Source organism: Pseudomonas sp. TWR1-1-4 (genome assembly GCF_049897165.1).
GTDB lineage: Bacteria > Pseudomonadota > Gammaproteobacteria > Pseudomonadales > Pseudomonadaceae > Aquipseudomonas > Aquipseudomonas canadensis.
In genome coordinates this window covers 716,528-739,352 of the sequence record NZ_JAFCVS010000004.1, presented here as the reverse complement: position 1 = coordinate 739,352, position 22,825 = coordinate 716,528, and the positions used below count along the sequence as shown (strand labels likewise).

Here is a 22,825-nt window from a genome sequence, read left to right as displayed (position 1 = left end):
GGCCCCGGGCGGGGGGGGGGGGGGGGGGGCCCCCGGGGGGGGGCGCCCGCCCCCCCCGGGGGGGGCCCACCCCCGCTCACCACACAAGCACTTCCCACCTATTCAGGGTCAGGCGGTTTTCCAGGTGATCTGTTCTTCACCGTCTTCGCTGATGCGAATCCAGGTGTCAGCGCTTTCCTCACCTTCTTCCTCAACCCAAGTCCCCGGCGCGCAACGCACTTCCACGTTCAGCGCAGCAAACGCCGCGCGGGCGCAGGCGATGTCGTCGTCCCATGGGGTCTGGTCGCTTTCCAGGTACAGGCTGTTCCATTTGCCGACGGCTTTGGGCAGCCAAGTGATGGGCACATTGCCGGCTTTGCATTTGTAGGTCTGGCCTTTCTGGACCCAGTCGGAGCACGGGCCCAGGGCGGCGCCCAGCCAGGCGGCGATGGCCTTGTGGTCGACGTCGGCGTCCTTCAGGTAAATCTCGATATCGGGTTGGCGCATGGATGTTCCTCGTTGCGGGATTCGAAAATCCATTCGCGGATACTGGAAAGTCAGTTATTGAAGCACGAAATAGTCGTAGCGCATCGACACAGTGACCACTAGCGGCTCAGCCGCCTCAATCACCTGTGCGCGACGCTCGGCGCTGGCACGCCAGCCGTGTGGGGTCATGGCTAGCAGGTTGGCGCGGTCCTGGGGCTCGGCGAGGCTCAGGGTGAATTCCAGCGTCTCGCTGTGCGCCAGGCTCATGCCATCCGGCACCAGGGCCAGGTGCTTGTCGTCGGTGTACTCGCGCACTTCGTCGTACAGGCGTTCGCGCAGTTCCATCAGGTGACCGCTGGTCGGGCCGACCTTCATTAACCCACCGCCGGGGCTGAGCAGGCGCTTGGCCTCTTCCCAGTCCAATGGGCTGAACACGCTGGCGAGAAACTGGCAGCTGCCTGACGCCAACGGCACACGGGCCATGCTCGCGATCAGCCAGGTCAGCGCTGGGGTGCGCTTGCAGGCACGCTTGACTGCTTCCTTGGAGATATCCAGCGCGTAGCCATCGGCGTGGGGCAGGGCGTCGGCGATCTGCGCGGTGTAGTAACCCTCGCCACAGCCGATGTCGACCCAGCGCGCCGGGGCACGTTCTGCGGCCAGTTCGGCCAGGCGCTTGGCCACTGGGGCGTAGTGTCCGGCGTTGAGGAAGTCGCGGCGCGCCTCCACCATCGCCAGGTTATCGCCCGGGTCGCGGCTGTTCTTGTGCTGCACCGGCAACAGGTTCAAGTAACCCTGGCGTGCGCGGTCGAAACGATGTCCGGCCGGGCACGCCACGCCATTGTCCACCGCGGTGAGCGGGGCGCTGCAAAGAGGGCACGCGAGCATCAGGCGAGCAACTTGATCAGGGTCTGGTAGTAGATTTCGGTCAGCACATCGAGGTCACTGGCGAGGATGCGCTCGTTGACCTGGTGGATTGTCGCGTTGACCGGGCCCAACTCGACCACTTGCGTACCCAACGTGGCGATGAAACGCCCATCAGAAGTACCGCCGCTGGTGGACGCCTGGGTTTCGCGACCGGTGATCGCCTTGATGCTGGCTGAGACCGCATCCAGCAACGCGCCCGGTTCGGTGAGGAACGGCAGGCCCGACAGCGCCCACTCCACGTGCCAGTCCAGACCGTGTTTGTCGAGGATCGCCGCAACGCGCTGCTGCAGGCCTTCGACGGTGGACTCGGTGGAGAAGCGGAAGTTGAACACTGCCGTCAGGTCACCGGGAATCACGTTGGTCGCGCCGGTACCGGAGTTGAGGTTGGAGATTTGGAAACTGGTGGGCGGGAAGAAGGTGTTGCCGTCGTCCCAGTGCTCAGCGGCTAATTCGGCCAGGGCCGGCGCAGCCAGGTGGATCGGATTCTTCGCCAGGTGCGGGTAGGCCACGTGGCCTTGTACGCCGCGCACCGTCAGGGTGGCGCCGAGGGAACCGCGACGGCCGTTCTTGACCACATCGCCCACCAGCGTAGTGCTCGATGGTTCGCCGACGATGCACCAGTCCAGGCGCTCCTTGCGTGCGGCCAGGCGTTCGATCACGGCTTTGGTGCCATGGTGCGCCGGGCCTTCTTCATCGCTGGTGATCAGGAAGGCCACCGAGCCCTTGTGGTCCGGGTAGTCGGCGACAAAACGCTCCGACGCCACCAGCATCGCGGCCAGGCTGCCTTTCATGTCTGCTGCGCCACGCCCGCAAAGCATGCCGTTTTCATCGATCAACGCGTCGAACGGGTCGTTTTGCCAGGCCTGCACCGGGCCGGTTGGCACCACGTCGGTATGACCGGCGAAGCACAGCACCGGGCCTTCGTGCTTGCCATGGGTGGCCCAGAAGTTGTCCACGTCTTCGATGCGCATCGGCTCAAGCGCAAAACCGGCGTCGCCCAGGCGCTGCATCATCAGCTTCTGGCAATCGGCGTCAATCGGCGTGACCGATGGGCGACGGATCAGGTCGATGGCAAGTTGAAGGGTCGGCGAAAGGTCGGCATGGGCCGTCATGGGGGGAACTCCGGGAAGCATATTATGGGGCGGCAACGTTCTACTGTAGGAGCCGGCTTGCCGGCGATGTTCGCAAGGGCAGCGCGCCTCTTTCAGACAGAGCGCGTCATCGTTGACGTCCATCGCTGGCAAGCCAGCTCCTACAGTTAAAGCAAGGCGTGCAAAACGGCCGTTATCTTATAGCAAAACGGCGGCCAGAGGCCGCCGTTTAGTGCATTGCGCAAGTTTTTACACGGCTGTGGCAGGCTCAGCCTTTGCCGCAGGTTTCGGCAACGAAGACAGGAACGCCATGATCAGTGCCGCCACATACGGCAGCGACTGCACCAGCAACATCACCACCCAGAAGCGGATGTCATTGCTCGGCAGGCCCTGCACCAGGTAAATCCCCAGCGCCGCGCCCCACAACAGCAGCATGATGAACATTTCTTCGCGGGCTTCGGAAATCGCCACCCAGAAGCCGTGGTTATCCGCGTTTTTCGGTGTGCGGAAGAACGGAATGCTGGTGGTGAAGAAGCCATACAACACCGCCTTGGCAATCGTGTGTGACAACGCCAGGCCGGCCAGGGCCGCGCAAAACGCATCCTTCAAGTTCACGCCTACCGCGCGACGGTAGAGGAAAATGATCTTGCCCACCTTGAACACAAACAATGCCAACGGCGGGATCGCGAAAATCAGCAGCGGCGGGTCAACCCGCGTCGGCACGATGATCATCGCCGCCGACCACAACAACGCGCCGACGGTGAAGAAGATGTTCATGCCATCCGCCACCCACGGCAACCAGCCCGCGAGGAAGTGGTAACGCTGGCCACGGGTCAACTCGGTGTCCTTGCCGCGCAGGAGGCTTGCGGTGTGACGCTTGATGATCTGGATCGCGCCGTAAGCCCAGCGGAAACGCTGTTTCTTGAAGTCGATAAACGTATCCGGCATCAAGCCCTTGCCGTAACTGTCGTGGTAATACGCCGCAGACAGGCCTTTCTCGAATACGCGTAGGCCCAGTTCGGCGTCTTCACAGATGCACCAGTCGGCCCAGCCCAGCTCTTCAAGCACCGAGCGACGGGTCATGGTCATGGTGCCGTGCTGGATGATCGCGTCACGGTCGTTGCGGGTGACCATGCCGATATGGAAGAAGCCCTTGTATTCCGCGTAGCAGAGCTTCTTGAAGGTGCTTTCGTTCTGGTCGCGGTAATCCTGCGGCGACTGCACCACGGCGATTTTCGGGTCGGCGAAGTGCGGGACCATGTGCTTGAGCCAGTTCGGTGATACGCAGTAGTCGGAGTCGATCACCGCGATCACTTCGGCGTCCTTGGCGGTGTGCGGGATCAGGTAGTTCAGCGCACCACCCTTGAAACCGGCCAGGGGCGCGACGTGGAAGAACTTGAAGCGCGGACCGAGGGTTTCGCAATAGTCGCGGACCGGCTCCCACACCGCTGGGTCCTTGGTGTTGTTGTCGATGATCAGGACTTCGTAGTCCGGGTAATCCAGGGCGGCCAGGGCGTCGAGGGTCTGTTTGACCATCTCCGGCGGCTCGTTGTAGCACGGCACGTGGATCGACACTTTCGGGCGGTAGTCCGAATCCCCCTCGACCGGCAGGAATTCACGCCGACGCTTGTGGGTCCACACCGCTTCCGCCAGTTCGTGGGCTTCGGTCAGCAACACGATAAACACACCCAAGGCGCCGAGGGCGAGCAGGATGCCCACGGTGACACTGAACCAGGTGCTGTATTGCTGGCTGTAGTCGTAGCCGATCCACACCAGCACCGAGCCGCAGAGGAACGCGATAAAGGTCAGGAAGGTACGACCACGCTGGCGCAGGGCCGAGCCGTCGATCATCAGCAGGGTCAGGGACAGCAGCGCGAGCACCACCGAGCCGATGGCCAGCACGCGCCATTGCGGGATCGCGACCACCGGCCCTTCAAAGTTGAATTTCTGCTGGCGTGCGGCGTTGTACACGCCCCAGTAAGCGCCCGCCGAGCCTTCGTCGCTGACTTTCCACGGCTGATCGAAGGCCTCGATCACGAAGTAGTTGAAGCCCTGGCGATTCAGCTTGTTCACCAGCGTCCGCAGGTAGATCGCCTGGTCGGCCGGGGAGGTTTCATTGCCCCCGCGCATGCGGCCGTTGCTCGGCCAGCCCACTTCCGACAGCAACAGCGGTTTTTTCGGGAACAGTTTCTTCAGGTCGCGGGCGCGGTCGAGTACGTACTGGCCGGCCTTGTCCATCGGGATGTATTCCCAGAACGGCAGGATGTGCGCGGCGATCAGGTCGACGTGCTTGGCCAATTGCGGGTTCTTTTCCCAGATATGCCACTGCTCGGACGTGGTCACCGGTACTTTCACGGCGGCGCGCACGCGGTCCAGTAGCACGATCAGCGCTTCAGGGGTGATTTCCTCACGGAACAGCGCTTCGTTACCGACCACAACCCGCACGACACTGCGCGAGCTGTTGGCGATTTCGATGGCGCGCTGGATTTCTCGCTCGTTGCGCTCAAGGTCCGGGCTGATCCAGATCCCCAGGGTCACACGCAGGCCGAACTCTTCGGCCAGCTTGGGAATATCTCCCAGGGTGCCGTCGACCGAGTAGGTACGGATGTTGTCCGTCAGCTTGCTCATGATCTCGAGGTCGCGACGCATCTGGTCGTCGGTCGGGTACTGGTCCTTCTGCGGATACTGGCCTTGCTGGAACGGCGAGTAGGAAAAACCGGAGATCTGTTCAGGCCAGTTGGGGGTGGTGACGGGGCGGTTGATCAGCGCCCAGAAACCGGTGAACAGCGCGGCGATTGCCAGCACGATCACCAGGTTGAGTCCAAATTTACGCGATGCCATGGCTATCTCGGGTTCCAAAGGGTGTGGAACGAAAAGAGGTGTCGGCCTACGCCGAAAGGCGCGCATCCTACACCGGCCCTTCCCTGACCGTACAGCAAGCAGAGAAAAACCGGACATTAGTCCGCGAAAGACCATCTAAGTTCTTTACTTGTAGCTTGTCGCTTCGAACTTGTCGCTGCGTAGTCCATAATGCGCGCCGGTTTTTGGGGTAATGGTCATGAGTACAGAAGATCCGCGGTTTGCAGGCGTCGCCCGCTTGTATGGCATTGAAGGCCTGGAACGCTTGAAGGCGGCCCATGTGGCGATCGTCGGCGTCGGCGGCGTGGGCTCCTGGGCGGCGGAAGCCGTGGCCCGTTGCGGAGTGGGCGAGATTTCGCTGTTTGACCTGGATGATGTCTGCGTCAGCAACAGCAACCGCCAGTTGCACGCGCTGGACAGCACCGTGGGCAAGCCCAAGGTCGAGGTGATGGCTGAGCGCCTGCGCGGCATCAACCCGGATTGCACCGTTCATGCGGTGGCGGACTTCGTGACCCGTGACACCATGGCCGAATACATCACGCCGGACATCGACTGCGTGATTGACTGCATCGACGCGGTGAATGCCAAGGCCGCGCTGATTGCCTGGTGCAAGCGCCGCAAGATTCAGATCATCACCACCGGCGGTGCCGGCGGGCAGATCGACCCGACGTTGATCCAGGTCTGCGACTTGAACCGCACCTTCAATGACCCGTTGGCGTCGAAAGTGCGCTCGACCCTGCGCCGCGATTACAACTTCTCCCGCACCGTGACCCGTCATTACAGCGTGCCGTGTGTGTTTTCCACCGAACAGCTGCGCTATCCCAAGCCGGACGGCAGCATTTGTTTGCAGAAGAGTTTTGTCGGGGATGGCGTGAAGCTGGACTGCGCGGGCGGCTTTGGTGCGGTGATGATGGTGACGGCCACCTTTGGCATGGTGGCGGCGACCAAGGCGGTGGACAAGATTGTGGCCGGGGTGCGCAGGCCGTCGGAGCGGATCAGACCCGCCTAGATCTCACTGCTGAACATCGATCCAAATGTGGGAGCGGGCTTGCTCGCGAATGCGGTGATTCAGTCAATGATGTATCTACTGACACTGCGCTTTCGCGAGCAAGCCCGCTCCCACACTTAGTTTTGTGTAAGGCTTAATGCCCGCATACGCTGCAGCACAGCGTTCAGGCCATTGCTGCGCGACGGTGATAGTTGGCGGGAAAGCCCCAGTTGCGCGAACCAATCCGGCAAGTCAACCGCCTGCAACTCCGCCGCCGACAACCCATTGACCCGCGCCAGCAGCAACGCCACCAACCCACGAATCATCCGTGCATCACTGCTGGCGGCGAACTGCCAGTGGCCATCGTGCAACTGCCCGACCAGCCACACCAGGCTTTCGCAGCCCTGTACGAGATTGGCGTCGACTTTATCCTCATCGGGCAGGGCAGGTAGACGCTCGCCCCATTGCATCAGCATCCGCGCGCGCTGCTCCCAACTGCCGACGGCCTGGAAGGCTTCAAGCGCGGCAACGGCCTCTACCGGCAAGCTCATCGCAGCATGTCCAGGGACTGGTCCAGCGCTTCGAAGAAGCGTTCCAGGTCATCGGAATCGTTATACAGCGCCAGGGACACACGAATCGCCCCCGACAGATGCATCGCCTTGAGCAACGGCATGGCGCAGTGATGCCCGGCGCGCACGGCAATGCCTTGCTCGGTCAGCAGATGAGCGAGGTCGGCGTTATGCACGCCCTCCACGACAAAACTCACCAGAGCGACCTGCGGTGATCCGAGTACGCGCACGCCATTGCGCGCGTTGAGTCCGCGCAACAAGTAGTCATGCAGCGCCGCTTCGTGGGCAACGACGGCCTGCTGGTCCAGCGAACTCAGGTAATCCAGGCTGGCGCCCAGGCCAATCACGCTGGCAATCGGCGGTGTACCGGCCTCAAAACCCAGCGGCGCAGGGCGAAAGCTGGCGCTGTGGTAGTCGGCCTGCTGCACCATCTCGCCGCCAAACTGCCAGTGGCGCATGTGGTGCAGGGCTTCGTTGCGACCAAACAGCACGCCAACGCCATCCGGGCCATACAGCTTGTGGCTGGAAAACACATAGAAGTCGCAACCCAGGGCCTGCACGTCGTGACGACCATGGACGATACCTTGGGCGCCGTCGATCACGGTCAACGCGCCGTGTGGCTGAGCGAGTGCCAGCAAGGCTTCCAGCGGCTGCCAGGCGCCGAGCACGTTGGACAGCTGGCTCACTGCCAATAACCGTGTACGCGGACCGATCAGCTCGGCAGCGGCAGCCAGGTCGATCACGCCGTCATCGCCCAGCGGCAGTACCACCAGGTTCAGTGCGCGGCGCTTGGCCAATTGCTGCCAGGGCAGCAGGTTGGCGTGGTGTTCCAGGGCGCTGATGACAATCTCATCGCCCGCATTGAATAAGTGCTCAAGGCCATAGGCCAGGAGGTTCAGCGCTGAAGTTGCGCCGTGGGTGAATACGATCTGCCCGCTGTCGCCTGCATTCAACCACTGCGCGACCTTGCTGCGGCTGTCTTCAAACGCCTGGGTCGCATGGGCGCCTGGCAAATGCTGGGCCCGGTGCACATTGGCTGCGCCGTTGGCGTAGTAATGGCTGATGGCATCCAACAAAGCCTGGGGTTTTTGCGTGGTGGCGGCGTTGTCCAGGTAGGTCTGGTCTTGCCGTTGCAGGGTGGCGATGGCCGGAAAGTCGGCGCGCCAGGGGGAGGGCACTAGCATCGTGTTCAAGACTCGTATAAGCGAGCCCCAGGGTCGGGGCCCGCTAGTGGCATCGAGTGGCTGCTTAGTTGTGAGCGTGCAGCGCTTCGTTCAGTTCGATGGCCGATTTGTGGGTTTTGCACTCCACGGCACCGGTCTCGGAGTTACGGCGGAACAGCAGGTCCGGCTGGCCGGCCAGCTCACGCGCCTTGACCACCTTGACCAACTGGTTCTGCTCGTCCAGCAACGCAACCTTGGTGCCGGCGGTGACGTACAGTCCCGACTCCACCGTGTTGCGGTCGCCCAACGGGATACCGATACCGGCGTTGGCGCCGATCAGGCAGCCTTCGCCGACCTTGATCACGATGTTGCCGCCGCCCGACAGGGTGCCCATGGTGGAGCAACCGCCGCCCAGGTCCGAGCCCTTGCCGACGAATACGCCCGCCGATACACGGCCTTCGATCATGCCCGGGCCTTCGGTGCCGGCGTTGAAGTTGACGAAGCCTTCGTGCATCACGGTGGTGCCTTCGCCCACGTAGGCGCCCAGGCGGATGCGTGCTGCGTCAGCGATACGCACGCCGCTCGGCACCACGTAGTCGGTCATTTTCGGGAACTTGTCCACCGAGAACACTTCCAGCAGCTCGCCACGCAGGCGGGCTTCCAGTTGGCGCTCGGCCAGTTCGTTGATGTCGATCGCGCCCTGGCTGGTCCAGGCCACGTTTGGCAACTGCGGGAACACACCGGCCAGGCTCAGGCCGTGGGGCTTGACCAGGCGGTGGGACAGCAGGTGCAGCTTGAGGTAGGCCTCAGGCGTGGAGGTCAGTGCGGCGTCTTCGGCCAGCAGGGTGGCGACCAGCGGTGTGTGGCTTTCGGCCAGGCGGTTGAGCAGCGCGGCTTGGGTGGCGTCGACATTCTTGAGCGCATCAGCCAGTTGGAGCGCTTGGCTGATGGTGAAGGTGATCGCCTGGTTGCCTTCGCTGTAGCCGAGGATCGGCGCGATGGCGTTGATGATTTCTGCCGACGGGTTGAGCAGCGGTTGTGCGTAAAACACTTCCAGCCAAGCACCTTGGCGGTTCTGAGTGCCGACGCCGAAGCCCAGGCTGAACAGGGAATTGGACATGCTGTTACCTCTACAAAAATGGAAAGGGCTGGCCTACTTGAGGGCCGCCGAATAACTATCTGGCTTGAAGCCAATCAGGGTTCTGTCACCGAGATCCAGCACCGGGCGCTTGATCATCGAAGGTTGTGCGAGCATCAATTCAATGGCTTTCGACTGATCGAGATCGGCTTTGCGTTCGTCTTCGAGTTTGCGAAAGGTGGTGCCCGCACGGTTCAAAACCACCTGCCAACCGTGCTCGTCGCACCATTGGGTCAAGTGTTCGCGGTCGATACCGGCCGTTTTGTAGTCGTGAAACTCATAGTTGACGCCGTGCTCATCGAGCCAGGTGCGCGCCTTTTTCATGGTGTCGCAGGCTTTGATGCCGAAAAGGTGCAACGTTTTGCTTGAAGCGGTCAAGGAATTGCCCCCCTTTGGACCAAGTAGAAACGAAAGGTCACGGATTATGCCATGACCAGCGCGTTTGGGTGCCGCTCGTCAGCGCTGTGCGACTTTTGTGCAAAAGCCAGCGAGTAACATAGCCGGGTAATATGGCACTTCAACGGCCAGTTGTTGCCTGATGTGTGTCGTTGCAAGTCGATTGTCCGGGAAAACCGCGTTATGCAAACCGCCTACACCGTTCTTATCCTGCTGATGCTGGTCAGCGTTTCGCGTCTGGTCGGGCGTGTCATTCCTCTGCCGTTGCCCTTGGTACAGATTGCCGCCGGTGCCTTGCTGGCCTGGCCGACGCTGGGGCTGCATGTGGCGCTGGACCCGGAGTTGTTCCTGTTTCTGTTCTTGCCGCCGTTGCTGTTCTCCGATGGCTGGCGTATGCCCAAGCGAGAGTTGTGGCGCCTGCGCGGGCCGATCCTGACACTGGCCGTGGGCTTGGTGCTGTTTACCGTGGTGGGCGCCGGTTACTTCATCCATTGGATTTTGCCGACGATCCCGCTGCCGGTGGCCTTCGCCCTGGCGGCCGTGTTGTCGCCGACGGATGCCGTGGCGGTGTCGGCCATTTCCCAGAATCGCTTGCCCACGCCGCTGATGCACATGCTCCAGGGCGAGGCCTTGATGAATGATGCCTCGGGCCTGGTGACCTTCAAGTTCGCCCTGGCGGCGGCGTTGACTGGGGTGTTTTCCCTGGCGGATGCCAGCCTCACATTCGTCTTGGTGGCTGTCGGTGGTCTGGCGGTCGGCGTGGCCCTGAGTTGGCTGGTCGGCCGGTTGCGCGCGTGGATGATCGCCCGGGGCTGGGACGACCCGGCAACTCACGTGGTGTTCATGTTGCTGCTGCCGTTTGCGGCCTATGTGCTGGCCGAACGGCTGGGGGCTTCGGGCATTTTGTCGGCGGTGGCGGCGGGCATGATGCAGAGCTGGCTCGACCTGCTGCCGCGCCAGACCAGCACGCGGCTGCTCAATCGCAGCGTGTGGTCGTTGCTGGAGTTCGCCTTCAATGGGTTGATCTTCCTGCTGCTGGGCCTGCAACTGCCGGACATCATCAAGGCGGTGGTCAGCCATGAGCCGACACTGTGGCCGACACTGTTTTATCGCTGCCTGGATGTGGTCGCGATCTTCCTGGTGCTGGTGGTGCTGCGCTTTATCTGGGTGCAGAGCATCTGGCGGCTGTCGGGTTTGCTGCGCAGGCTACGTGGGAAAAGCGAACTGACGCTGGTACCGACCGCCCGGTCCTGCTGGCTGTTGACGGTCGGTGGGGTGCGCGGTGCGGTGACGCTGGCGGGTGTGATGTCGGTGCCGTTGCTGCTGGCGCCAGGGCAGGATTTTCCCGAACGTGACTTGCTGATCTTCATCGCGGCGGGCGTGATTCTGTTGTCGCTGATTGCCGCCTGTATCGCCTTGCCGCTGTTGTTGCGCGGTATCGAAAAGAGTCCCGACGAAAAGCGCCACAACGAGGTGCGCGAAGCCTGGAAGAAGACTGCCGTCGCGGCCATCCATGCGCTTGAAGCGGATGAGCCCGCAGAAGCCGAAACCCCGGACGCCGCGCAGGCCGCGCTTGCCACAGAGCTCAAGGCACGGCTGATGTCGGAATATCGCCATCAATTGGACGTGTTCAACGACTCCGCCGAAGCCCAGGCGCTTGCACGGCAGATGGACCTGCTGGAGCGCAAACTGCGGCTCAAGGCCCTGCGGGCGCAGCGCTTGGAGTTGTACAGCCTGAGCCGTCACCACCAGATTGGTGATGACGTGCTGCGTGAGGTGCTGGCGGAGTTGGATATGAGTGAGGCGAATCTGGGGCAGGTGAAGTGACCCTGATCGCGCCTTAGAGGCGACGTTGAATAAACTCGCGAATCCGCTCAGCCGCTTCCACACACTCCGCCAACGGCGCAACCAACGCCATGCGCACACGACCGGCGCCAGGGTTGAAGCCATCCACCTCCCGCGACAGGTACGAACCCGGCACGACGGTCACATGTTCTTCCACGAACAGGTCGCGGCAGAAGGCAGCGTCGTCGCCATTCACATTCGGCCACAAATAGAAGCCGCCATCTGGGCGCTCTACGTCCAGTACCGGCTTGAGAATCGCCAGTACTGCGTCGAATTTCTCGCGATACAAGTCACGATTGGCCAGCACGTGGGCTTCGTCCTGCCAGGCCGCAATGCTGGCCAGTTGCGTTTGTACCGGCATCGCACAGCCATGGTAGGTGCGGTACAGCAGGAAGGCCTTGAGGATGCCCGCGTCGCCGGCCACAAAACCAGAACGCAGGCCCGGTAGGTTGGAGCGCTTGGACAGGCTGTGGAACACGACGCAGCGCTTGAAGTCCTGGCGGCCCAGTTCGACGCACGCGCTCAACAGCCCAGGCGGCGGGGTTTGTTCGTCGAAGTACAGTTCGCTGTAGCACTCGTCGGCGGCGATGACGAAGTCGTATTCGTCGGCCAGGGCGATGAGTTTTTTCAGGGTGTCGACCGGGATCAGCGCACCGGTAGGGTTGCCGGGCGAGCACAGGAACAGGATCTGGCAGCGCTTCCAGATGTCCGGCGTCACGGCGTCGAAGTCCGGGTTGAAGCCATTGGCGTCCAGGCATGGCAGGTAGTGCGGCTTGGCTCCGGCCAGGAACGCGGCGCCTTCGTAGATCTGGTAGAACGGGTTCGGGCTGACCACCAGTGCGTCGTCGCCACGGTTGACCACGGTCTGGGTGAAGGCGAACAGCGCTTCGCGGGTGCCATTGACCGGCAAGATGTTGCGCGCCGGGTCGAGCCAGCCCTTGGGCACGTTGAAGCGACGCTCGCACCAGGCACCGATGGCTTCGCGCAGGGCCGGAATGCCCAGGGTGGTCGGGTACACGGCCATCTGGTCGAGGTTGTTGCTCAATGCTTCAGCCACGAAGGTGGGCGATTTATGTTTCGGTTCGCCGATGGACAGCGCGATCGGGCGCTTGTCGGGGTTCGGCGTGACGCTGCCCAGCAGGGCGCGCAGTTTCTCGAACGGGTAGGGCTGGAGCTGGTTCAGGGCGTTGTTCATGTAAGCCTCTATGACGGTGTACACAGACCGTGTAGGAGTTGGCTTGCCAGCGATGGCATCGCGTCGGTGTACCTGATACACCAAGGTGTTCGCATCGCCGGCAAGCCAGCTCCTACAAAGGGCGTGTTTACAAAGTTAAAAATTCATATGGTCAGGCGTGTCAGCTCGACGCCGGGTTCCTGGGTGACGCTTAGCTGCTGGACGATGGCTTCCTGCAGGCGCAGGCACAGTTCCGGGTCGGACAACGGCTGGTTGTCGGCATCGGTAATGAAGAACACGTCTTCCACGCGCTCGCCGAGGGTCGCAATCTTGGCGTTCTGCAATGACAGGTCGAACTCCAGGAAAATCCCGCCGATGCGTGCCAGTAGGCCCGGACGATCCGGAGCGCTGAGTTCCAGCACCGTCACCGGGCGCTGGGCGTCATTGGAAATGGTCACCTGTGGCGCAAACGCAAAGTGCTTGAGTTGGCGCGGTACCCGACGCTGGATGATGGTCGGGTAGTCGTCAGGGTTGCGCAGGGCCTCGGTCAGGCCTTCGCGGATCTTTTTCACCCGTGCCGGGTTGTCGCCAATCGAGTCGCCATCGGTGTCGAGCACGATATAGGTGTCGAGGGTGAACTGGCTGCTGGAGGTGATGACGCGGGCGTCATGGATGTTCAGGTTGAGCTGGTCCATGGCCGCCACGGTCACGGCGAAGAAGTCGTGCTGGTCCGGCGCATAGATGAAGATCTGCGTGCCGCCTTCGAATTCGCGCTGGGTGGTTTCCTTGATCAGCACCAGCGGGCCGCCATCGGCGGGCTGTTGCAGGATTGCGTCAGTGTGCCAGGCGACATCGCCGGCGGTGTGGCGCAGGAAGTAATCGTCACCCAGTTGCGACCACAACTGTTCCACGTCGTCCGGATCGTTGCCGCCGCGCACCAGAATATCCAAGGCCGCGCTTTGGGTGCGGCGGATCTGCTCTTCGCGGTCCACCGGGTTCTCCAGGCCGCGGCGCAAGGCGCGCTTGGTCTCGGTGTAGAGCTGGCGCAACAGGCTGGCGCGCCAGGAGTTCCACAGTGTCGGGTTGGTAGCGTTGATGTCGGAGACGGTCAGCACGTACAGATAGTCGAGGCGGGTTTCATCGCTGACGATCTGCGCAAAGTCGTGGATCACCTGCGGGTCGGACAAGTCCTTGCGCTGGGCGGTGGTCGACATCACCAGATGGTTCTGCACCAGCCAGACGATCAGGCGGCTGTCCCAAACGGGCAACTGATGACGCTGGCAGAAGGCTTCGGCGTCAACCGCACCGACCTCGGAGTGGTCGCCATGCCGGCCCTTGCCGATGTCGTGGTACAGGCCGGCCAGGTAGATCAGCTCGGGCTTGGGCAGTTTGGCCATGAGTTTGCTGGCTAGCGGGAATTTCTCTGACACTTGCGTGTACTGAAGCTTACGCAGGTGCTTGATCAGGTTCAGGGTGTGGGCGTCCACGGTATAGATGTGGAACAGGTCGTGCTGCATCTGACCGACGATAAAACCGAACTCCGGCAGATAACGCCCGAGGATGCCGTAACGGTTCATGCGCCGCAGGTTGCGGTGGATGCCGATCTTGCACTTGAACAGCTCGATGAACAGGCTGGTGTTGCGGATATCGTTGCGGAAATCGTCGTCGATCAGGTGACGGTTCTCCCGCAGCAAGCGGATGGTGTCGGCGCGCACGCCTTTGATTTCCGGCTGCTGGGCCATCAGCACGAAGATTTCCAGCATGGCGAACGGCGTGCGGCGGAACACGTTGTCGTTGCGCGCCTCGATATAGCCGTCATGCAACTGGAAGCGCGCATTGATCGGCTGCGGCGGCGCTTCGTCTTCGGGGGCCAGGATCACCTCTTCGAAGTGCTGGATGATCAGGTCGCTGAGCTGGGCAATGCTCATGACCACCCGGTAGTACTGCTGCATGAAGCTTTCGATGCTGGTCTTCGCGTCCTCGCCTTCAAAACCCAGCAGGGTGGCGATGGAACGCTGGTGGTCGAACAGCAGGCGGTCTTCGGAGCGCCCGGCGAGCATGTGCAGGGCGTAGCGCACTTTCCACAGGAATTCCTGGGACGAGGCCAGCAAGGCGTTTTCGCTCTCCACCAAGAAACCCTCGCCGGCCAGGGCGCGCAGGTTCAGGGTGCCGTACTGGCGACGGGCAACCCACAAAATCGTCTGGATGTCGCGCAGCCCGCCGGGCGAGCCTTTGACGTTGGGTTCCAGGTTGTATTCGGTGTCGTTGTACTTGTGGTGCCGGGCCTTTTGCTCGGCACGCTTGGCCAGGAAGAAGTCCTTGCTCGGCCACATGTGTGCGGTGCTGGTGACTTCGAGCATGCGCTGGCGCAGGCGCTCGGGGCCAGCGATGGTGCGGCTTTCCATCAGGTTGGTGATGACGGTGAGGTCGGCGCGGGCCTCTTCGGCGCATTCGTCGACCGAGCGAACGCTTTGGCCGACTTCTAGGCCGATGTCCCACAGCAGCGTCAGAAAACGCTCGATGGAATCGCGAAAGATCTCATGATCTGCACTGTCCAGCAGGATCAGCAGGTCGATGTCGGAATAGGGGTGCAACTCGCCACGCCCGTAGCCGCCGACCGCCACCAGGGCAATGTCGGCGTCTTCGCTCCAACTGAACTGTTCCCAGGCCTTTTGCAGGATGTTATCGACGAACCAGGCGCGGTCCTCGATCAGCCGGCGGATGTCCCGGCCACTGCGAAAGCGCTCGTCGAGCACTTCACGGGCCTGGCGGATAGCCTTCTTGAACGCGGCAATTGGGCTCGCTTTCAGGGCCAGTTCGGCCTGGAACTGGCCACGGTCGAAGAGTTCGGGATCCACCTGGGGCATCGATCGGCTTTCCTTTCTATCTAACAGTCAGTCACAACACAGTGGGGGAAAACCTGGGTGATCCTTACGCGGAAACGCGGGGGATCGTGTCGTCCGCACGCAGCGTGAAGATCTCGTAGCCGGTTTCGGTGACCAGCAGGGTGTGTTCCCACTGGGCCGAGAGCTTGCGATCCTTGGTGATAGCGGTCCAGCCGTCGCCCAGCACCTTGGTGTCGGCCTTGCCCTGATTGATCATCGGCTCGATGGTGAAGGTCATGCCTGCTTTGAGTTCCATGCCGGTGCCTGCGCGGCCATAGTGCAGGATCTGCGGCTCTTCGTGGAATACGGTACCGATACCGTGGCCGCAGAATTCGCGCACCACCGAGAAACCATTCTTTTCAGCGTGCTTCTGGATCACTTCGCCGATGTCCCCCAGGCGGCAGCCGGGTTTCACGATCTCGATGGCCTTGTACATGCATTCCTGGGTGACTTGGGACAGGCGCTCGGCCCAGACCGGCACATTGCCGACGTGGAACATGCGGCTGGTGTCGCCGAAGTAGCGGTCCTTGATCACGGTAACGTCGATGTTCAGGGTGTCGCCGTCCTTCAACGGTTTGTCACCTGGAATCCCGTGGCAGACTACGTGGTTGACCGAAGTGCAGATCGACTTGGGGAAGCCCTTGTAGTTCAGCGGGGCAGGGATGGCACCCTGTACATTGACTATATAGTCGTGGCAGATCTGGTTCAGGGTTTCGGTGGTGACGCCGGGCTTGACGTGTTCGGCAATCATTTCCAGCACGTCGGCAGCCAGTTTGCCGGCGATGCGCATGCCAGCGATGTCTTCGGCGGTTTTCAAGCTAACGGTCATACAGGCTCTCTCTAGCGCGATGCGCTGAAATCAATACGGTTTACGGGCGTGCGACAAAAGGTTGCAAAATTCGCACAAGCCACAGAAAACGCGATTCTAACAGACGATGGCCTCAAATCATGAGCCTCTGATGATCGCTTCTCTCTATAAGGTAGGGCTATATCAGGTCTATTCAAGGGGTTACACGAAAGCGCGCTGCGGCAAGTGTGATTGCGTATTCCGTTTTTGCCGATGCTGTGGTATAAAATGCGCCGCTTTCCGGGGATGCCCCGCAGAGCTTAAATCCACACACGTGTCGACACGATGACCTGGGTGCCGGAGGCCTTGATGCCGCTGGTTGGTCATTGGGATACGTGGAGGCCAAACCCGACTTATTAAGGAACTATCATGTCCCAAGTCAATATGCGCGATATGCTGAAGGCCGGTGTGCACTTCGGTCACCAGACCCGTTACTGGAACCCGAAAATGGGTAAATACATTTTCGGCGCGCGTAACAAGATCCACATCATCAACCTTGAAAAAACCCTGCCAATGTTCAACGAAGCTCTGACTTTCGTAGAGCGTCTGGCCCAGGGCAAAAACAAGATTCTGTTCGTCGGCACCAAGCGTTCCGCTGGCAAGATCGTTGCTGAAGAAGCAGCACGTTGCGGTTCGCCGTACGTCGATCATCGCTGGTTGGGCGGCATGCTGACCAACTTCAAAACCATCCGTGCTTCCATCAAGCGTCTGCGTGACCTTGAAGTACAAGCCGAAGACGGTACTTTCGCCAAGCTGACCAAGAAAGAAGCGCTGATGCGCTCCCGTGACCTGGAAAAGCTCGATCGTTCCCTGGGTGGTATCAAGGACATGGGCGGTCTGCCTGACGCACTGTTCGTTATCGACGTTGATCACGAGCGCATCGCGATCACCGAAGCCAACAAGCTGGGCATCCCGGTTATCGGCGTAGTCGATACCAACAGCAGCCCGGAAGGCGTTGACTACATCATCCCAGGCAACGATGACGCAATCCGCGCTATCCAGCTGTACATGGGTTCGATGGCTGACGCTGTAATCCGTGGTCGCAACCACGTTGCTGGTGGTACCGAGCAGTTCGTTGAAGAAGCTCCGGTAGCTGCCGCTGAGTAATTGACGCCCTGGCGTTGACTCAGTAAGCAAAAAGGGGGCTTGGCCCCCTTTTTGCCACCTCGAAAACCGTTTGTCGGCGCCCACTTGTGGCAGCGCAACCTAGCGACTGTAACGTGCAGCGGCCTACAACGGAGATTCGGGAAGAATTGATCGCCCGTTTGATCGGGTGGAATGGTTGAAAACCTATCCAAGAGGATTTTGAAATGGCAGAGATTACTGCAGCGTTGGTTAAAGAACTGCGTGAGCGTACTGGCGAAGGCATGATGGATTGCAAAAAGGCCTTGACCAAGGCCGGCGGCGACATCGAAAAAGCCATCGACGACATGCGTGCCTCGGGCGCCATCAAGGCCGCCAAGAAAGCTGGCAACGTCGCTGCTGAAGGCGCTATCGCTCTGGTTGAAGACGGTAAAGCTGCCGTTCTGCTGGAAGTGAACTCGCAGACCGACTTCCTGGCCCTGCAAGACGACTTCAAGGCATTCGTTGCTGCCAGCGTCAAGAAAGCATTCGACGAGAAGCTGACCACCGTTGAGCCTCTGATCGAAGCGCAAGAAGCTGATCGCCTGGTATTGGTCGGCAAGGTTGGCGAAAACGTCAACATCCGTCGCCTGACTCGCGTTGAAGGTGATGTGGTTGGTGGTTACCTGCACGGCAACAAGATCGGTGTAGCGGTTGTTCTGAAAGGCGGCGACGTTGAGCTGGCCAAAGACATCGCTATGCACGTTGCTGCAAGCAACCCTGAATTCCTGCTGCCTTCGGAAGTTTCCGAAGAAGCCATCGAGCGCGAAAAAGCTGTGTTCCTGAGCCTGAACGCCGACAAGATCGCCGGCAAGCCAGAAAACATCGTTGAAAACATGATCAGAGGCCGTATCAGCAAGTTCCTGGCTGAAGCGAGCCTGGTTGAGCAGGCGTTCGTCAAGAACCCTGAAGTCAAGGTTGGCGAACTGGCCAAGAAAGCCGGTGCTGAAATCGTTTCCTTCACTTACTACAAAGTAGGCGAAGGCATCGAGAAGCCGGTCGACAACTTCGCTGAAGAAGTTGCTGCCCAGCTGGCTGCCGCCAAGCAATAAGACAGTTTTCAACTGTCGCCCAAAAGAGGCTGCCCGCTCACGCGCGCAGCCTCTTTTCAAATGGGAAGGCCGATTTTAATTGGCTTCCCTTCGGAACTGGCTTACAAAGCCGTGTTCCGATGGCGCTGTAGCAGCGTCCAGCTAGAGTGAACGCAAGCCGTAAAACGGCTCGCCAAGATTTTTTAAAAAATACGCCGCAGGAGAGATTCGCAATGGCTCAGCAGGGCAGTGGTTATCAGGCTCGCTATAAACGCATTCTACTCAAGCTTAGCGGCGAGGCCCTGATGGGCTCGGAAGAGTTCGGGATCGATCCCAAAGTACTCGACCGCATGGCGCTGGAAGTCGGCCAACTGGTCGGCATCGGCGTACAGGTCGGCCTGGTAATCGGTGGCGGCAACCTGTTCCGCGGTGCGGCGCTGAGTGCTGCTGGTATGGACCGTGTTACCGGCGACCACATGGGCATGCTGGCCACTGTGATGAATGCTCTGGCCATGCGTGACGCCCTGGAGCGTGCCAACATCTCGGCTATCGTGATGTCGGCTATTTCCATGGTTGGCGTGACCGATCACTATGACCGCCGCAAAGCCATGCGCCACCTGAACGCCAAGGAAGTGGTGATCTTCGCCGCCGGTACGGGCAACCCGTTCTTCACCACCGACTCCGCAGCCTGCCTGCGCGCCATCGAAATCGATGCTGACGTTGTGCTGAAGGCAACCAAGGTGGATGGTGTATACACTGCCGATCCATTCAAAGACCCGCATGCCGAGAAGTTCGATCATCTGACCTACGATGAAGTACTGGATCGCAAGCTGGGCGTGATGGACCTGACGGCTATTTGCCTGTGCCGCGACCACAAGATGCCGCTGCGCGTATTTAACATGAACAAGCCCGGCGCCCTGCTGAATATCGTACACGGCGGCGCAGAAGGGACTCTGATCGAGGAAGGCCAACAATGATCAACGAAATCAAGAAAGACGCCCAGGCGCGTATGCAGAAATCCCTGGAATCTCTGAGCCACGCATTCGGCCAGATCCGTACCGGCAAGGCGCACCCAAGCATCCTGGGCAGTGTGATGGTGCCTTACTACGGTTCCGATACCCCGATCAGCAGCGTCGCCAATATCACTGTTAAAGACTCGCGCACCCTGCAAGTCGTCGCGTTCGAGCGCAACATGCTGGGTGCTGTCGACAAGGCCATCCAGAGCGCCGGTTTGAACCTCAACCCGACCAATCTGGGTGAGTTGTTGCTGATTTCCATGCCGGCCCTGACCGAAGAAACCCGCAAGGGCTTCACCAAGCAGGCGCGCAGCGCAGCCGAAGACGCCCGTGTTGCTGTGCGCAACATCCGTCGTGATGCCTTGGGTGACTTGAAGAAACTGGTCAAGGACAAGGAGATCAGTGAAGACGAAGAGCGTCGTGCCACCGCCGATATCGACAAGCTGACCAAGGATGCCGAGGCCCAAATCACCAAGGCCACCGAAGAAAAAGAAAAGGACCTGATGGCCGTATAAGGGGTCAGGACGCCTTCATGGAAAAGACCAAGCAGACTGTACCCTCTGTGGTGCCGCGCCATGTCGCGATCATCATGGATGGGAATAATCGCTGGGCGAAGAAGCGCTTTATGCCGGGTGTTGCCGGGCATAAAGCGGGTGTCGATGCGGTTCGGGCTGTGATCGAGGTGTGCGCCGAGGCCAAGGTCGAGGTGTTGACCTTGTTCGCCTTCTCCAGTGAGAACTGGCAGCGGCCCGCTGAAGAAGTCAGCGCCTTGATGGACCTGTTCTTCAAGGCCTTGCGTCGTGAAGCCAAGCGCCTCAACGACAACAACATCAGCCTGCGCATCATCGGCGATCGCTCGCGCTTTCATCCCGAACTGCAAGCCGCCATGCGCGAAGCCGAGGCCATTACGGCCGGGGCCAATCGATTTGTGCTGCAGATCGCTGCCAACTACGGTGGCCAGTGGGATATCGCCCAGGCTGCACAGCGTCTGGCGCGTGAGGTGCAGGCCGGTCATCTTCGGCCCGACGACATCACCCCCGAACTGTTGCAAACCTGCCTGGTGACCGGCGACCTGCCGCTGCCAGACCTGTGCATCCGTACCGGTGGTGAGCACCGCATCAGCAATTTCTTGCTGTGGCAGCTGGCGTACACCGAGCTGTACTTCTCCGACCTGTTCTGGCCGGACTTCAAACACGATGCCATGCGTAACGCGTTGGCCGATTTCGCTTCCCGTCAGCGTCGCTTCGGTAAAACGAGCGAGCAGATCGAAGCTGGAGCCCGGGTTTAAATGCTTAAACAACGAATCATCACAGCACTGATCCTGTTGCCGATCGCCTTGTGTGGGTTTTTCCTGCTCGACGGTTCCGCCTTTGCGCTGTTTATCGGCCTGGTGGTCACCCTGGGTGCCTGGGAATGGGCGCGCCTGGCGGGTTTCAGCGCGCAATTGCCGCGCGTTGTGTATGCCGCTGTCGTCGCTGCCTTGGCGTTCCTCCTGTACATCCTGCCGGACATAGCGCCCTGGGTGTTGGGGGCGGCGGTGCTGTGGTGGGCGCTGGCGACATTCCTGGTGTTGACCTATCCGGGCACCAGCAGCAAGTGGTCCAGTGTGGCCTGCAAACTGGTGATCGGTTTGTTGATCCTGCTACCGGCCTGGCAAGGGCTGGTGGAGATCAAGCGTTATCCAATGGGTAACTGGCTGATCCTGGCGGTTATGGTGCTGGTCTGGGGCGCAGATATCGGCGCGTACTTTTCCGGTCGGGCCTTCGGCAAGCGCAAGTTGGCGCCGGCGGTCAGTCCAGGCAAGAGCTGGGAGGGCGTGTATGGCGGCCTGGCGTTGACCCTGGTGATCACGCTGGTCGTCGGTGTGGTGCGTGACTGGTCGGTGAAGGAAATTTTCCTGGCACTGCTGGCCACTGCCATTGTCGTGTTCATCTCGGTCGTAGGTGATCTCACTGAAAGCATGTTCAAGCGTCAGGCCGGGATCAAGGACAGCAGCAACCTGCTGCCGGGTCATGGCGGTGTGCTGGACCGTATCGACAGCCTGACCGCGGCCATCCCGATCTTTGCCGTACTGTTGTGGATGACCGCTTCGTGAGCCGCCTGCAGCAAGTCACCGTGCTCGGTGCAACCGGCTCGGTGGGGTTGAGCACCCTGGACGTGATAGCTCGTCATCCAGATCGCTACCAAGTCTTTGCCCTGACCGGTTTTACCCGCCTGAGCGAACTGCTGGCGTTGTGCGTGCGTCACGCGCCGCGCTTTGCCGTGGTGCCTGAGGCCGCTGCGGCCCGGAGCCTGCAGGATGATCTGCGGGCTGCCGGGCTTGCCACTCAAGTGCTGGTGGGGGAGGAGGGGCTGTGCCAGGTCTCGGCCGATGCTGAAGTGGATACCGTGGTCGCCGCTATTGTCGGCGCTGCGGGCCTGCGTCCAACTTTGGCTGCCGTGGATGCTGGCAAGAAGATCCTGCTGGCCAATAAAGAAGCATTGGTCATGTCTGGTGCGCTCTTCATGCAGGCGGTACGCAAAAGCGGGGCCGTGCTGCTGCCACTCGATAGCGAGCACAACGCAATCTTCCAGTGCATGCCTGGCGACTATGCTCGCGGCTTGAGCCAGGTGGGCGTACGCCGGATCCTGCTGACCGCCTCTGGTGGTCCGTTCCGACAGACACCGCTGGCTGAGTTGGAGCACGTATCGCCCGACCAGGCGTGCGCTCATCCGAACTGGTCCATGGGGCGCAAGATCTCCGTGGATTCGGCGAGCATGATGAACAAAGGCTTGGAGCTGATCGAGGCGTGCTGGTTGTTCGATGCGCGCCCGGATCAGGTCGAGGTGGTGATTCACCCACAAAGTGTGATTCATTCTCTCGTTGATTACGTGGATGGCTCGGTCCTGGCGCAGTTGGGCAACCCAGATATGCGCACGCCGATTGCCAATGCCCTGGCCTGGCCAGAGCGGATCGACTCGGGCGTAGCGCCTTTGGACCTGTTTGCCGTGGCCCGTCTGGACTTCGAGGCGCCGGACGAGCAGCGCTTCCCCTGCCTGCGACTGGCGCGGCAAGCGGCTGAAGCGGGTAACAGTGCACCGGCAATGCTGAATGCGGCCAACGAAGTGGCTGTGGCAGCGTTTCTCGAACGGCGCATCCGCTTTCCGCAGATCGCGAGTATTATCGAGGACGTCCTGGCGCTTGAGCCTATCGTGGCGGTGAATGATCTGGCGGCAGTGTTCGAGGCGGATACCAAGGCCCGAGCCTTGGCACAACAATGGTTGAACCGCAACGCGCGTTAGCCTGATCTTCAGGCACTGGATTGGAATGCG

At 60.9% G+C, this 22,825-nt stretch carries 20 protein-coding genes; 9 read left to right on the top strand and 11 right to left on the bottom strand.

Going from position 1 to position 22,825, the window contains the following annotated elements; all coding sequences use genetic code 11:
- Positions 1-108 precede the first annotated feature (108 nt).
- The 4 genes from ACP7C6_RS15610 to ACP7C6_RS15595 all read right to left on the bottom strand — a co-directional run bounded on the left by ACP7C6_RS15610 (position 109) and on the right by ACP7C6_RS15595 (position 5,321).
- On the bottom strand, positions 109-486 hold the full coding sequence (locus tag ACP7C6_RS15610; RefSeq protein ID WP_016975830.1) for a hypothetical protein: 378 nt from the start codon (positions 484-486) through the stop codon (positions 109-111).
- 54 nt (positions 487-540) lie between these two features.
- Positions 541-1,350, bottom strand: a complete 810-nt coding sequence (locus ACP7C6_RS15605) for a putative RNA methyltransferase (protein ID WP_028619140.1) — start codon at positions 1,348-1,350, stop codon at positions 541-543.
- Positions 1,350-2,501, bottom strand: coding sequence for a succinyl-diaminopimelate desuccinylase (gene dapE, locus ACP7C6_RS15600; RefSeq protein WP_028619141.1), 1,152 nt, complete (start codon positions 2,499-2,501; stop codon positions 1,350-1,352). The genes ACP7C6_RS15605 and dapE overlap by 1 nt, the downstream gene beginning before the upstream one ends.
- Before the next feature lie 228 nt (positions 2,502-2,729).
- Positions 2,730-5,321 (bottom strand): glycosyltransferase, encoded by a 2,592-nt coding sequence (locus tag ACP7C6_RS15595; protein ID WP_426108960.1) that lies wholly within the window; start codon positions 5,319-5,321, stop codon positions 2,730-2,732.
- A 217-nt stretch (positions 5,322-5,538) separates the two neighbouring features.
- On the opposite strand from ACP7C6_RS15595, the gene tcdA reads away from it, so the two are divergent.
- On the top strand, positions 5,539-6,348 hold the full coding sequence (tcdA, locus tag ACP7C6_RS15590; RefSeq protein ID WP_028619143.1) for a tRNA cyclic N6-threonylcarbamoyladenosine(37) synthase TcdA: 810 nt from the start codon (positions 5,539-5,541) through the stop codon (positions 6,346-6,348).
- 116 nt (positions 6,349-6,464) lie between these two features.
- On the opposite strand, the gene ACP7C6_RS15585 is transcribed toward tcdA, so the two are convergent.
- The 4 genes from ACP7C6_RS15585 to ACP7C6_RS15570 form a co-directional block, all read right to left on the bottom strand.
- Positions 6,465-6,878: a SufE family protein gene (locus ACP7C6_RS15585; protein ID WP_028619144.1), complete on the bottom strand. Its 414-nt coding sequence runs from the start codon at positions 6,876-6,878 to the stop codon at positions 6,465-6,467.
- Positions 6,875-8,080, bottom strand: a complete 1,206-nt coding sequence (locus ACP7C6_RS15580) for an aminotransferase class V-fold PLP-dependent enzyme (RefSeq protein ID WP_068937591.1) — start codon at positions 8,078-8,080, stop codon at positions 6,875-6,877. Before ACP7C6_RS15580 ends, ACP7C6_RS15585 begins: the two co-directional genes overlap by 4 nt.
- 64 nt (positions 8,081-8,144) lie before the next feature.
- Positions 8,145-9,179: a 2,3,4,5-tetrahydropyridine-2,6-dicarboxylate N-succinyltransferase gene (dapD, locus tag ACP7C6_RS15575; RefSeq protein WP_122686320.1), complete on the bottom strand. Its 1,035-nt coding sequence runs from the start codon at positions 9,177-9,179 to the stop codon at positions 8,145-8,147.
- Positions 9,180-9,212: 33 nt separating this feature from the next.
- Positions 9,213-9,521 carry an arsenate reductase gene (locus ACP7C6_RS15570; RefSeq protein ID WP_236318523.1) on the bottom strand — a complete coding sequence of 103 codons (309 nt, stop codon included), beginning with the start codon at positions 9,519-9,521 and terminating at the stop codon, positions 9,213-9,215.
- Between the two features lie 255 nt (positions 9,522-9,776).
- On the opposite strand from ACP7C6_RS15570, the gene ACP7C6_RS15565 reads away from it, so the two are divergent.
- A complete protein-coding gene (locus tag ACP7C6_RS15565; RefSeq protein ID WP_028619198.1) occupies positions 9,777-11,420 on the top strand; it encodes a Na+/H+ antiporter in 1,644 nt (547 codons plus the stop codon).
- Between the two features lie 13 nt (positions 11,421-11,433).
- Here the strand turns inward: ACP7C6_RS15565 and dapC are convergent, their stop codons facing one another.
- The 3 genes from dapC to map all read right to left on the bottom strand — a co-directional run bounded on the left by dapC (position 11,434) and on the right by map (position 16,326).
- Positions 11,434-12,633, bottom strand: coding sequence for a succinyldiaminopimelate transaminase (dapC, locus tag ACP7C6_RS15560; RefSeq protein WP_426108959.1), 1,200 nt, complete (start codon positions 12,631-12,633; stop codon positions 11,434-11,436).
- Positions 12,634-12,776: 143 nt separating this feature from the next.
- Entirely contained in the window at positions 12,777-15,479 is a 2,703-nt protein-coding gene (locus ACP7C6_RS15555; RefSeq protein ID WP_028619200.1) for a [protein-PII] uridylyltransferase, read from the bottom strand.
- Positions 15,480-15,543: 64 nt separating this feature from the next.
- The gene (map, locus tag ACP7C6_RS15550; protein ID WP_016975842.1) at positions 15,544-16,326 is read right to left on the bottom strand and encodes a type I methionyl aminopeptidase; all 783 of its coding nucleotides are present in this window, start codon (positions 16,324-16,326) and stop codon (positions 15,544-15,546) included.
- A 387-nt stretch (positions 16,327-16,713) separates the two neighbouring features.
- Between map and rpsB the strand changes: the two genes are divergently transcribed.
- The 7 genes from rpsB (at position 16,714) to ispC (ending at position 22,795) form a co-directional block, all read left to right on the top strand.
- Positions 16,714-17,451 (top strand): 30S ribosomal protein S2, encoded by a 738-nt coding sequence (gene rpsB / locus ACP7C6_RS15545; RefSeq protein WP_003189158.1) that lies wholly within the window; start codon positions 16,714-16,716, stop codon positions 17,449-17,451.
- 203 nt (positions 17,452-17,654) lie between these two features.
- Positions 17,655-18,518 carry a translation elongation factor Ts gene (gene tsf, locus ACP7C6_RS15540; protein WP_426108958.1) on the top strand — a complete coding sequence of 288 codons (864 nt, stop codon included), beginning with the start codon at positions 17,655-17,657 and terminating at the stop codon, positions 18,516-18,518.
- A gap of 212 nt (positions 18,519-18,730) precedes the next feature.
- The gene (gene pyrH / locus ACP7C6_RS15535; protein WP_003172271.1) at positions 18,731-19,474 is read left to right on the top strand and encodes a UMP kinase; all 744 of its coding nucleotides are present in this window, start codon (positions 18,731-18,733) and stop codon (positions 19,472-19,474) included.
- Positions 19,471-20,028 carry a ribosome recycling factor gene (gene frr, locus ACP7C6_RS15530; RefSeq protein ID WP_012722596.1) on the top strand — a complete coding sequence of 186 codons (558 nt, stop codon included), beginning with the start codon at positions 19,471-19,473 and terminating at the stop codon, positions 20,026-20,028. Before pyrH ends, frr begins: the two co-directional genes overlap by 4 nt.
- 17 nt (positions 20,029-20,045) lie before the next feature.
- Positions 20,046-20,801, top strand: coding sequence for a polyprenyl diphosphate synthase (gene uppS, locus ACP7C6_RS15525; RefSeq protein WP_016974405.1), 756 nt, complete (start codon positions 20,046-20,048; stop codon positions 20,799-20,801).
- Positions 20,802-21,608: a phosphatidate cytidylyltransferase gene (locus ACP7C6_RS15520; protein WP_028619203.1), complete on the top strand. Its 807-nt coding sequence runs from the start codon at positions 20,802-20,804 to the stop codon at positions 21,606-21,608. It abuts the gene before it with no gap.
- Positions 21,605-22,795 carry a 1-deoxy-D-xylulose-5-phosphate reductoisomerase gene (ispC, locus tag ACP7C6_RS15515; RefSeq protein WP_311894885.1) on the top strand — a complete coding sequence of 397 codons (1,191 nt, stop codon included), beginning with the start codon at positions 21,605-21,607 and terminating at the stop codon, positions 22,793-22,795. The genes ACP7C6_RS15520 and ispC overlap by 4 nt, the downstream gene beginning before the upstream one ends.
- The last annotated feature ends 30 nt before the right edge of the window (positions 22,796-22,825 follow it).